Consider the following 10888-nt stretch of genomic DNA (forward strand, 5'->3'; position numbering starts at 1 on the left):
CGCGGGTTTCCCCGCGCGGTCACACCCGGCGCCGGGCGCGTAGCGCGGCGCCGATGGTGCCGTCGTCGAGGTAGTCGAGTTCGCCCCCGATCGGCACCCCTTGGGCCAGCGAACTGACCGCGACCCCCGTCGGCGCCAGTGCGGCGGCGATGTAATGCGCGGTCGTCTGCCCGTCCACGGTGGCGTTCAGCGCCAGGATCACCTCGCGCACGTTTTCCGCCGCGATGCGGTCGATCAGTTGCGGGATGCGCAAGTCGTCCGGCCCCACCGCATCCAGCGCCGACAGCGTGCCGCCCAGAACGTGATAGCGGCCCCGGAAGGCGCCGCCCCGTTCCATCGCCCAAAGGTCGGCCACATCCTCGACCACGCAGATCTCGCCCGTCGCGCGGGCCGGATCGGCGCAGACCGGGCAGGTGTCGGCGGTCGAGATATTGCCGCAGACCGCGCAGTCGCGCGCCGCCGCCGCGGTGCGGGCCAGCGCCTCGGCCAGCGGCTGCATCACCAGATCGCGCTTGCGCAGCATGTGCAGCACCGCGCGCCGCGCCGACCGGGGGCCGAGCCCCGGCAGCCGGGCCATCAGCGCGATCAGCGCCTCGATGTCGCGCGGGGCCTCGGCCATGGTCAGATCGGCAACTGGATGCCCGGCGGCAGGCCGAGCGATTCCGACAGCCGCTGCAATTCCTCGCGGTGGCGGTCGGCGGCGCGGGCCTGTGCGTCCTTGATCGCGGCGAGGATCAGATCCTCGACCACTTCCTTGTCGTTGGGGTTGAAGATCGACGGGTCGATGGACAGCGCCGTCAGGTCGCCCTTGGCGGTGGCGGTGGCGCGCACCAGCCCGGCGCCGGATTCGCCGGTGACGGTGATATTCGCCAGATCCTCCTGCATGCGGGCGAGCTTTTCCTGCATCTCCTGCGCCTGTTTCACCATCTTGGCCATGTCGCCAAGGCCGCCCAGTCCTTTCAGCATCGCTGTTCCTCTCAGTTGTCCTCGAACGGATCCCAGTCCCCGCCCGGCTCGCCGTCCTGTTCGACGGCCTCGGGCAGGGCGGCCTCTGCGGCCTCGGCTGCGAGCGTGTCGGGGCTGCGGATATCGCCGATCCTTGCGCCTGGAAAGGCCGTCAGCACCGCCTGCACGATGGGCAGCGCCGCGGCCTCGGCCTTGGCGCCGTCCAGTTCGGCCTCCCGCAGCTCTGCGATCGTCGGCGCGCCGCCCGTGGCCACGACCGAGACGCCCCACCGCGCGCCGGTCCAGCCCTGCAACCTTTGCGCCAGACGCGCGGCAAGGTCGGCGGGGGCGTCGGGGGTGGGCTGGAATTCGATCCGGCCGGGGGTATAACGGACCAGCCGCAGGTTGTGTTCCACCTCCAGCAGCAGTTTCACGTCGCGCTTGTCGCGGATCAGGTCCACCACCTGTTCGAACTGCGCGTAATGGGCCAGCGCCTCGGGGGCTAGCGCCCGTGCCGTGGCCGCGCCGCCGCCCGAGGGCGCGGGCGCGAACGCCGCCATGCGGGGCCCGCCGCCATTGCCCGGTGGGGCCTGCGGGGGTGCGGCACCGGGGGCGGGCGCGGGTTGCGATTGCAGCTTGCGGATCAGGGTTTCCGGGTCCGGCAGGTCCGCCACATGGGTCAGCCGGATCACCGCCATTTCCGCGGCCATCATCGCGTTCGGGGCCAAGGCCACCTCTTCGATCGCCTTCAGCAGCATCTGCCACATCCGCGTCAGCGCCCGCATCGGCAGCCGTTCGGCCATGTCGCGGCCGCGCGCGCGTTCGTCGGGCGGCACGGTCGGGTCGTCCGCCGTTTCGGGGGTGATCTTGATGACGGAAATCCAGTGCGTCACCTCTGCCAGATCGCGCAGCACCGCCATCGGGTCGGCCCCGTCGGCATATTGGCCCGCCAGTTCCGACAGCGCCGCCGCCGCATCCCCGGCCATGATCCGGTCGAAGAGGTCGAGCACCCGGCCCCGGTCCGCCAGCCCCAGCATCGCGCGGACCTGATCGGCGGTGGTTTCGCCCGCGCCATGGGCGATGGCCTGATCCATCAGGCTCATCGCGTCGCGCACCGATCCTTCGGCGGCGCGCGTGATCAGCGCCAGCGCGTCGGGCGCGATCTGCGCGCCTTCGGCCCCCGCCACGCGGGCCAGATGGGCCATCATCACCTCGGGCTCGATCCGCTTGAGGTCGAACCGCTGACAGCGCGACAGCACCGTCACCGGCACCTTGCGGATTTCCGTGGTGGCGAAGATGAACTTTACATGCGCGGGCGGTTCTTCCAGCGTCTTGAGCAGCGCGTTGAACGCGCTGGTCGAGAGCATGTGCACCTCGTCGATGATGTAGATCTTGTAGCGCGCGCTGGCGGCGCGGTAGTGGACCGAATCGATGATCTCGCGGATGTCGTTCACCCCGGTGCGGGATGCCGCGTCCATTTCCATCACATCGACATGCCGGCCCTCGGCGATGGCGCGGCAGGGCTCGCATTGCCCGCAGGGTTCGGTGGTGGGGCCGCCGGTGCCGTCGGGGCCGACGCAGTTCAGCCCCTTGGCGATGATCCGCGCGGTGGTGGTCTTGCCCACGCCGCGCACGCCAGTCATCACGAAGGCATGCGCGATCCGGTCCGCCGCGAAGGCGTTCTTCAGCGTGCGCACCATCGCCTCCTGTCCGATCAGGTCGGCGAAGGTCTGGGGGCGGTACTTGCGGGCGAGAACCTGATAGGCTTGGGCGTCGGACATGGGGGCTTCCGGGTCTTATACGGGATGCAAGTTAGGCTGCCCGCCCGCCCGCGTCCACCCGCCCCGCGCCGAAAGCCCGGGCTCTGCCGACTTTCGGGGGCCGGCCTTCGGGGGGTCAGCTTTCGTCCACCACCGGCTCGAACCCGCCCCAGAACATGCGCATGCCGTCGAAGGGCATCTCTGGCGGCTGTTGCTGCTGCATTTCCGGGTCTTCCATCATCGCGGTCCAGGCGGCGTCCGCGGTGGCGCGGTCGGGCCATTCGATCCAGGAAAACAGCACGGATTCGTCGTCCTTGGCCTGGGTGGCGCGGTAGAAATCCGTCACCTTGCCGTGCGGTACGTCGACGCCCCAGGTTTCCACCATGCGCAATGCGCCGCGCCGCTTGAACATCGGCCAGGCCTGCCGGGCGTGGTCGATGTATTTCTGCCGGTTCTCGGTCGGTACGGCGAGCACGAAGCCCGAATAATAGGTCATCGCTCAATCCCCTGTATCCGGCCCCTCGGGATCGGGGGCCTGCGAGTCGAAGGCTCGCAGGCAGGGGGCGGGTTGACAACCGGCGATCCGGCGGCCGGGGCCGGTCGGCGGGATTTTGCAGGGGGCGGGGGTGGACGGTTGGCTGGCGAAGGCGCGTGCCTTCGCCAGCCAGAGCGGCGCGGCTGAATGTCGGTCCGTCCTAGGACAGCACCGGATCCGCCGCGACCCCCGGGTAATCGCCAAGCCCCTGCCGCCCCCGCTTGTCCAGCCAATAGGCGTAAGAGGGCGGCAGCAGCGACTCGGGGTCCGGCACCCCGAGTTGTTGCGCCGCGTGATAGGCCCAGTGGGGATTGTGCAGCAGTTCGCGCCCCAGGGCGACCAGATCGGCCTTGCCGGTGGCGATGATCGCCTCTGCCTGCCGGGGGTTCACGATCATGCCCACCGCCATCGTCGCCGCCCCTGCCTGTGCGCGGATCGCGGCGGCGAAGGGGGTCTGGTAGCCGTAGCCGGGGCGCAGGTTTTCGCCCCGCACGGCCATTCCGCCGGTGCTGCAATCCACGATGTCCACCCCCCGCGCTGCCAGTGCGCGCGACAGGGCGATGCTGTCCTCGATCGTCCAGCCCATGCCGTCGACACAGGACAGCCGGGCGAAAAGCGGCCGGTCCGCCGGCCAGACGGCGCGCACCGCCTCTGCCAGTTCGAGGGCGAAGCGCATCCGGTTCTGCAGGCTGCCGCCATAGCCGTCGCCGCGCCGGTTGGCATGGGGCGACAGGAACTGATGGCCCAGATAGCCATGGGCCAGATGCAGCTCGATCACGTCGAACCCGGCGGCCAGCGCGCGGCGCGCGGCGGCGACCCAGGTGTCGATCATAGCGCCGATTTCCGCCACGCTCAGCGCATGGGGGGTCTTGTAGGCGTCGGAATGCGGGATCGCGCTTGGCCCCACCAGTTGCCACGGGCCCCCCGCAGGATTTGGGGTGTGGTCGAGATCCAGCACCCCGCGCCCCTCCCACGGCAGCACCATGCCCGCCTTGCGCCCCGAATGGCCAAGCTGCACCCCGATGGGCGTGCCGAGCGAATGGACATGATCCACGATCCGCCGCAGCCCCGGCACATAGGCGTCATCCCAGATCGCCGCATCCCGCAGGGTCGAACAGCCGTCGGGATCGACCTTGGTCGATTCCATCATCACCAGCCCGACACCCGCCGCGGCGAACTGGCCGAGGTTCATCACATGCCAGTCGTTGGTATGCCCGCCTTCGGCCCGGTACATCAGCATCGGCGACACCACGATGCGGTTGCGCAGCCGCAGGCCGCGCAGCGCGATGGGGGAAAACAGCTTGCTCATTCCATGCGTCCCGCGCTCAGATCGCGCGGCCTCCGTCCACGTTGACCACTTCACCGACGATGAAGCTTGCGTCGTCCGAGGCCAGAAAGGCAATGGTCGCCGCGATTTCCCCGGGCTGGCCGACACGGCCCAAGGGAAGGTTCTCCATCATCCGCGCCCGCGCCGCGGCCTGTTCGTTCGCCCCGCCATGGCCCGCCAGCGACCCGGCCAGCAGCGGCGTGTCGATGGGGCCGGGGTTCACCCCGCAGATGCGGATGTTCTGGCGGGCATATTCCAGCGCCAGCGCGCGGGTCGAAAACACCGCCGCCGCCTTGGAGGCCCCGTACCAGGTGTTCAGCGGGCGGGGGCGTTCGGCGGATACCGAACAGACATTGACCATCGTCCCGCCGCCGTTTGCGATCATGCGGGGGATCAAATGGCGCGCGCACCAGTAGAACGGCTTGACGTTCACGTCGTAAAGCCGGTCATAGCTGTCCTCGGGTTCCTCATGCGCGATGCGGTAGGGCTGCGCATAGCCGGCGCTGTTGACCAGCACATCGGGGATGCCGAAGCGGCTTTCCGTCAGCGCCATCAGCGCCACCCACCCCGCCTCTTGCGCCACGTCGATCTCGCCTGCGGCGGTGCGGTGGCCGGCGGCGGTCAGTTCGGCGGCAAGCGCCTCGGCCGCGGCAAGCGCACGGTCGGCGATCACCACCGATGCGCCCTCTGCCGCCATCCGGCGCACCGCCGCCGCCCCGATGCCGGATGCGCCGCCCGTCACCACCACGATCTTTCCCTGAAACCTGTTGTTCACCCGCGTCTCCATCAATAGCGCGATTTCAGCAGGTCGCGCGCCGCCGCCGACGGCTGCGGATAGGCGGCGCGGCTGGTCGTCAGCCCGGTCGCCCGCGCCATGTTGACCGCCATTTCCGCGAACAGCACCGGCGTCGCGATGGGGTCGACGATGGGCACGCCATCGACCTCTCGCAGGCCGTTTTCGGCGGCCATCACCCCCAGAACGCCTTCGGCCGGGATGACGACCTGCGCACCGGCGGCAATCGCCTCGCGCACGCCTTCGACCAGCAGGTCGAGGAACGGGGCGGGGGCGTCGAACTTGTGTTCCAGATCGGGTTCCGACACGTTGCCGGGCACCAGATGGATGCCGCTGACCCGGCTGGACCATTTGTGCAGCGCCATCGACTTTTCGATGAACGGCACCACCGCCTTGTTGAGCGTGACGAAACCCACCCGGGGCGCGACCATGCAGCCGGCCATATAGGTCGCCTCGGTCATGGAAATCACCGGAATGCCCGCCAGCGCCCGCAGTTCCGGCAGGATCGGTTCGCTGAACGAGGCGACGACGAAGGCGTCGCAGCCCTGATCCTCTGCCCGCATCACCGCCTCGATGAAGGCCGATGCGACGACCGCGTGATAGACCACGGGGCTGCCGATGACGTCGTGCACCGGCAACTGGCTGCCGAAGGCGGCGCTGCGGCCATGCACCAGCACTTCGGTGCACGGCCCAGCAACGCGCTGGAAATGCCGCCGCAATGCCTTGCCGTAGTTGGGATGCAGGTCGAAATTCAGCGTGGATTGATACCAGATCTTCATGGGGTTCCCCTGTTGTGCGTCGGCCGGCGGCGGGCTCAGCCCTGCCGCATGCGGTCCATGTGGTCCATGATATGCGCGGGCGTCTTGACATAATGCCAGCGCCGCCCGGGCATGAGGCCGGTCGCGCGGTGCATCTTGGCCAGCATTTCCGCCATCAGCACCGAACCCGCGATCGGGTCCACCACCGGCACATCGTCTATGGATCGCAGGCCGTTCACCGCCATGACCGTCGCCACCAGCCCCTCGGAGGGGATGATCGCATCGGCGCCGTCGGCGATGGCCTGCCGCGCCACGGCGGTGAAGCGGTCGATATAGCCGCGCGCATCCTCGAAGATGCGGTTGATTTCCAGTTCCGTCGCCTCCGGCCGCACGACGTAATAGCCGGCGATGCGGTCCTGCAACCCGCGCGCGGCCATGTTGATGCGCTGGAACCATTCGTTTTCGGTGTTCATCGTGACAAGGCCGAACTTCTGCGACACCGACAGCGCCAGATGCACCGCCGCCTCGGCGGTCGAGACCACAGGCATGTCGGTCATCGACCGCAACTCGCGCAGCCAGGGTTCGGTGAAACTGCCGAGGACGAAGGCGTCATAGCCTTCGCGTTCGGCCAGCCGCAGCTGTTCGAACAGCGTGTTCGACAGGATGCGGTGATAGGCATAGGGCATGTTCATGACCTGGCTGTTCGCCAGACCCGCCCATGTGCCGCCGGGAACGCCCGCCAGATGCACCTCCACCCCCGGGGCGGTGGCGCTGAAATGGGTCAGCAGCGCCTGCCGGTAGGCGTGATAGCTGTCGATCTCGACCGTGGACTGGAACCAGATCCGCATCCTTCACACCCCCGCGCAGGTCAGTTCGGCGGTATCGGTCGCGCGCCGTTGCAGCGCGCGGCTTTCGTCCGACCCGTTGACCAGTTCGTTGGTGCGCCGGGCGACCTTCCAGCGGCCATCCTCGCGCCGCAGGAACCAGCGCGACACGACGAGGCGCACCAGATCGAACCGCCCGTCCCGGTGGCTGAACAGTTTGGCATAGTTGGTGGCGACCGCCTGGTCGCCCTGCACCTCGACGTAAGGCAGCGACAGCACATGCGCCGACCCGTTCGCCGTGACCTGCCGGTGGAACGGGCCCGCGATCATCCCGGCCAGCCCGTCCTGGCCAAGGTATTCGCCAAGGCCGCCGACCGCATAGACGCAATCGTCGGTCCAGAGCCTCGCGTTGTTCTCGACCGAGCAGGCATCGACCGCAGGGCCATAGGCGGCCATGAGGTTGTATATCTCCAGCCGGTCCTCGATCTGCCGCAGCCGCGCTTCCAAATCCACGAAAGAACCCTCCTCAGCCCTTGGTCGGTGGGGCAGAGACTGCGGGCATTTCCGCGGGCTTGTAAGTCACATGATCTGGTGATGGCCGGGGGGCGGGCGCCGGGCCTAGGGTCGGCAGGATGCGGCCCTCGGGCCATTCGCGGAACCATCGGAAAGGAAGCCCATGACCGGCCTCGCACTCGTAACCGGAGGAGGCCGCGGTATCGGTCTCGGGATCAGCAAGCGTCTGGCGGATGACGGCTGGCGCGTCGCCATCGCGGATCTGACGCTGGCGCAGGCGCAGGCGGGTGTTGCGGACCTGGCGGGGCAGGGGCACAGCGCCTGGCAGGTGGATGTGGCCGACGAGGCATCGGTCGAGGGGCTTTTCGACGCGGTGGAGGCGGCCGAGGGCCCGGTGACGGCGCTGATCTGCAACGCGGGCGTTCTGGTCATGGTGGACAACGCCCGCCCGCCGCTGGTGGACATGACGGTCGACGACTGGAACCTGACCCATGACGTGAACGCGCGCGGCACCTTCCTGTGCTGCCGCGCCTATGCCCGCCGCCGCCACCGGGTACCGGTGGAAAACGGCCGCGTCATCACCACCAGTTCGGTCGCGGCGGAACTGGGGGGCTATCGGTCCTCGGCCAGCTACATTTCATCCAAGGCGGCGGTGCTGGGGTTTTCCAAGGCGGTCGCACGGGAACTGGCGCCGCTTGGCGTCACGGTGAACTGCATCGCGCCGGGGCTGATCGACGCGCCGATGCTGCACGTGACCAGCAAGGAAACCGACAACGCCGCCACCCGCGCCGCCGCCTATGACAGAATGTCGGCCAATGTGCCCTTGGGCCGGATGGGCACGCCCGAGGATCTGGCGCATACGGTGTCCTTCCTGCTGTCGCCCGGGGCGTCCTACATCACCGGCGCCACGCTGGACGTGAACGGCGGCTACCGCATGGCCTGACCGCCCGCGCCGCAGGGCAGGGGGCCGCAGCATCCGCTGCGGCCCCGTTGCGTCCGGGCGGGGCCCGGGTCAGTCGCGTTCCCGGTAGATCCCCTGCGCCAGCATCGCCTTTGACGAGAAATCCCGCCCCTTCTGCGCGGTGAAGGCGCCGGCGGTCACGCCGCCGTCCACCATCAGCAGCGTGCCGGTGATATAGCTCGACAGGTCCGACAGCAGGAACATGCAGGTATCGGCCACCTCCTGCGGGTCGGCCATGCGGCCGAGGGGCGTGCGGTCGGCCACGATATCGTCGAGGAATTTCTGCGGAATGCCGTTCCTGACCATCGGCGTGTCGGTCAGGCTGGGGCCGACGGCGTTGATGCGCACCCCGTAGGATCCCCATTCGATGGCCAGATCGCGGGTCAGCCCCACGACCCCGGCCTTGGAGGCGCAATAGGCCGCGCGACCCGCCTGCCCGCCCACCGAAGAGGTGGACCCGAAGGTGACGATGGCGCCCCGGCCGCGCGCCACCATCCGCTTGCCCGCCGCCTGCACGGTGTAGAACAGGCCCGTCAGGTTCACCCCGATCACCAGATCCCACATTTCCGGCGTCAGCATCGTGGCCGGGGCGGACCGCGCGACACCCGCCGCCGCGATCAGCCCGTCCAGCGGGCCGAGGTCGGTCTCGATCCGCGCGAAGGCGTCCTCGGTCGCGCCCGCGTCGCGCACGTCGAGGTCCAGCGCCAGCACCGCACCCCCCGCCGCCCGTATCGGCGCCCCCGCCGCGTCGAGCTGTTCGCGGTTCACGTCGAGCACGGCGACCTTCGCCCCCGCCCCGGCCAGCGTCTGCACGCAGCGCAGCCCGATCCCCGATGCGCCGCCCGTCACCGCTACGGTGCGGCCGGCCAGACCCAGATCATAGTGCATTGATATCGTTCTCCTGATTTTTCCGGCGGCAGGGCAGGGCCCCGGGGCCGGACGCCCGGCGCCGCGGCCCAGAGCATAACCGCCGCGCCCCCGGGGCGCTGTCACAAGCTGCTGTGATCGACGCCGCGCCCCCGTGGCCGCACTTTCCCCCTGCGCACCCCCGGTCTGCCGGGGCGAAAGATGTCACCGGAAACCGGGGAGGGCACCGTTGGATCAAGGCAAGGAAACCCCGCCGCAAGACCCGCCGCCGCAGGCGGAACCGCGCGAGATCCCGCGCATCCTCGGCGCCTTTTCGGCGGGGCTGACGGCCATCGGCTGCACCACGCTGGCGCTGATGATGATCCACATCACCGCCGATGTGGTGCTGAAATACGTGCTCGGCAAACCGCTGTCGGGCACGCTCGAAATCGTCTCGCACTATTACATGGTCATCACGATCTTCGCCCCCCTGGCGCTGGTCGAGGTCCGCCGCGAGGCCATCGTGGTGGATGCGTTCTTTCCCTACTATCCGCGCCGGTCGCAGGCCGTGTTCATCGGGATCGCGCTTGTGATCGCGATGGCGGTCTATGCGGCCTTCGCCTGGCAGACCACGCTCGACGCGCTGCATGCGGCGCGGATCGGCGAACGGGCGATGGGGTCGGCCGAGGTGCCGATCTGGCCCGCGCGCTGGATCATGCCGGTCGCCTTCTGCCTGGCGGCGCTGGTCGGCCTGTCGCAGTTCGTCGCGCTGCTGCGCGGCCGGAACCCCGAACTGGCGCATCCCCGCAATCCAGAAACCGCCCTTCGGGAGATTTGAATGGACCGTCTCGAAATCGGCATCATCAGCGTCGTCGTCAGCCTTGTGCTGCTGGCGATCCGTGTTCCGATCGGGCTGACGCTGATCAGCGTCTCGTTCGTGGGCATCGGCGCAGTGGCCAGCTGGAAGGCGGCCTGGGGGGTGCTGAGTTCCATCCCCTATTCCTTCGCCGCCTCGTGGGAACTCAGCGCGGTGCCGATGTTCCTGCTGATGGGCTATATCGCCGCGCGCGGCCAGCTGACCAGCGGGCTGTTCGGCGCGATGCGGGTGCTGTTCAACTGGATGCCCGGCAGCCTTGCGGTGGCCTCGGTCAGCGCCTCGGCGCTGTTCGCCTCCGCCTCGGGGTCCTCGGTGGCGACCTCGGCGGCGCTGTCGCGCATCGCCGTGCCGGAGATGCTGCGCGCGAACTACAGCAAGAGCCTCGCCACCGGCACCATCGCCGCGGCGGGCACGCTCGGCGCGCTGATCCCGCCCTCGATCCTGATGGTGGTCTATGGGGTGTTCACCAACACCGCCATCGGCCCGCTGTTCATCGCCGGTATCATCCCGGGCCTGCTGACCGCCGGGGCCTTCATCCTGATGATCATCGTCCGGGTGATGATCGACCCGCGCCTCGCCCCCCGGCATACCGAGGCGATTTCCGCCCGCGACCGCCGCGCGGCGTTCATGGGCGCCTGGCCCCTGCCGGTGATGGTGCTGGCAGTGCTGGGCACGATCATGGCGGGCATCGCCACGCCGACAGAGGCCGGGGCGCTTGGCGCGGCCATGGCGATCCTGCTGGCGGCGAT

At 69.1% G+C, this 10888-nt stretch carries 13 protein-coding genes; 3 read left to right on the forward strand and 10 right to left on the reverse strand.

From position 1 onward, the window contains the following. Positions 1 to 19: 19 nt before the first annotated feature. From recR to RGD00_RS06315, 9 genes are all read right to left on the reverse strand, one after another. Positions 20 to 619, reverse strand: coding sequence for a recombination mediator RecR (recR, locus tag RGD00_RS06275; protein WP_310456449.1), 600 nt, complete (start codon positions 617 to 619; stop codon positions 20 to 22). Positions 620 to 621: 2 nt separating this feature from the next. After that, on the reverse strand, positions 622 to 966 hold the full coding sequence (locus tag RGD00_RS06280; RefSeq protein ID WP_310456450.1) for a YbaB/EbfC family nucleoid-associated protein: 345 nt from the start codon (positions 964 to 966) through the stop codon (positions 622 to 624). A gap of 11 nt (positions 967 to 977) precedes the next feature. Next, positions 978 to 2726, reverse strand: coding sequence for a DNA polymerase III subunit gamma/tau (locus RGD00_RS06285; RefSeq protein ID WP_310456451.1), 1749 nt, complete (start codon positions 2724 to 2726; stop codon positions 978 to 980). A 115-nt stretch (positions 2727 to 2841) separates the two neighbouring features. Further along, complete coding sequence (locus RGD00_RS06290; RefSeq protein ID WP_310456452.1) at positions 2842 to 3201, reverse strand: DUF1428 domain-containing protein; 360 nt, start codon at positions 3199 to 3201, stop codon at positions 2842 to 2844. 199 nt (positions 3202 to 3400) lie between these two features. Further along, the gene (locus RGD00_RS06295) at positions 3401 to 4549 is read right to left on the reverse strand and encodes an NADH:flavin oxidoreductase/NADH oxidase (RefSeq protein WP_310456453.1); all 1149 of its coding nucleotides are present in this window, start codon (positions 4547 to 4549) and stop codon (positions 3401 to 3403) included. A 16-nt stretch (positions 4550 to 4565) separates the two neighbouring features. Then, entirely contained in the window at positions 4566 to 5342 is a 777-nt protein-coding gene (locus RGD00_RS06300) for a glucose 1-dehydrogenase (protein ID WP_310456454.1), read from the reverse strand. An 11-nt stretch (positions 5343 to 5353) separates the two neighbouring features. Then, on the reverse strand, positions 5354 to 6139 hold the full coding sequence (locus tag RGD00_RS06305; RefSeq protein WP_310456455.1) for an aspartate/glutamate racemase family protein: 786 nt from the start codon (positions 6137 to 6139) through the stop codon (positions 5354 to 5356). Between the two features lie 35 nt (positions 6140 to 6174). Next, entirely contained in the window at positions 6175 to 6966 is a 792-nt protein-coding gene (locus RGD00_RS06310; RefSeq protein WP_310456456.1) for an aspartate/glutamate racemase family protein, read from the reverse strand. Positions 6967 to 6969: 3 nt separating this feature from the next. After that, entirely contained in the window at positions 6970 to 7455 is a 486-nt protein-coding gene (locus RGD00_RS06315; RefSeq protein ID WP_310456457.1) for a nuclear transport factor 2 family protein, read from the reverse strand. 163 nt (positions 7456 to 7618) lie between these two features. Here RGD00_RS06315 and RGD00_RS06320 point away from each other — a divergent pair, with 163 nt between their 5' ends. Next, on the forward strand, positions 7619 to 8398 hold the full coding sequence (locus RGD00_RS06320) for an SDR family NAD(P)-dependent oxidoreductase (protein ID WP_310456458.1): 780 nt from the start codon (positions 7619 to 7621) through the stop codon (positions 8396 to 8398). 69 nt (positions 8399 to 8467) lie between these two features. Here the strand turns inward: RGD00_RS06320 and RGD00_RS06325 are convergent, their stop codons facing one another. Further along, the gene (locus RGD00_RS06325) at positions 8468 to 9304 is read right to left on the reverse strand and encodes an SDR family NAD(P)-dependent oxidoreductase (protein WP_310456459.1); all 837 of its coding nucleotides are present in this window, start codon (positions 9302 to 9304) and stop codon (positions 8468 to 8470) included. A 208-nt stretch (positions 9305 to 9512) separates the two neighbouring features. Between RGD00_RS06325 and RGD00_RS06330 the strand changes: the two genes are divergently transcribed. Both RGD00_RS06330 and RGD00_RS06335 read left to right on the forward strand, forming a co-directional pair. After that, positions 9513 to 10100 (forward strand): TRAP transporter small permease, encoded by a 588-nt coding sequence (locus RGD00_RS06330; RefSeq protein WP_310456460.1) that lies wholly within the window; start codon positions 9513 to 9515, stop codon positions 10098 to 10100. Further along, positions 10101 to 10888: TRAP transporter large permease subunit (locus RGD00_RS06335; protein ID WP_310456461.1), on the forward strand; the 788-nt coding region annotated here is incomplete at its 3' end. It lies immediately after the preceding gene.

The sequence above is a fragment of the Ruixingdingia sedimenti genome, assembly GCF_031432425.1.
GTDB lineage: Bacteria > Pseudomonadota > Alphaproteobacteria > Rhodobacterales > Rhodobacteraceae > Ruixingdingia > Ruixingdingia sedimenti.

Excerpts from the sequence above, each read along its gene's own strand:
- RGD00_RS06325 (WP_310456459.1), bottom strand. The coding sequence starts at position 9,304 with ATGCACTATGATCTGGGTCTGGCCGGCCGCACCGTAGCGGTGACGGGC.
- RGD00_RS06290 (WP_310456452.1), bottom strand. The coding sequence starts at position 3,201 with ATGACCTATTATTCGGGCTTCGTGCTCGCCGTACCGACCGAGAACCGG.
- recR (WP_310456449.1), bottom strand. The coding sequence starts at position 619 with ATGGCCGAGGCCCCGCGCGACATCGAGGCGCTGATCGCGCTGATGGCC.
- RGD00_RS06280 (WP_310456450.1), bottom strand. The coding sequence starts at position 966 with ATGCTGAAAGGACTGGGCGGCCTTGGCGACATGGCCAAGATGGTGAAA.
- RGD00_RS06295 (WP_310456453.1), bottom strand. The coding sequence starts at position 4,549 with ATGAGCAAGCTGTTTTCCCCCATCGCGCTGCGCGGCCTGCGGCTGCGC.
- RGD00_RS06310 (WP_310456456.1), bottom strand. The coding sequence starts at position 6,966 with ATGCGGATCTGGTTCCAGTCCACGGTCGAGATCGACAGCTATCACGCC.
- RGD00_RS06305 (WP_310456455.1), bottom strand. The coding sequence starts at position 6,139 with ATGAAGATCTGGTATCAATCCACGCTGAATTTCGACCTGCATCCCAAC.
- RGD00_RS06320 (WP_310456458.1), top strand. The coding sequence starts at position 7,619 with ATGACCGGCCTCGCACTCGTAACCGGAGGAGGCCGCGGTATCGGTCTC.
- RGD00_RS06285 (WP_310456451.1), bottom strand. The coding sequence starts at position 2,726 with ATGTCCGACGCCCAAGCCTATCAGGTTCTCGCCCGCAAGTACCGCCCC.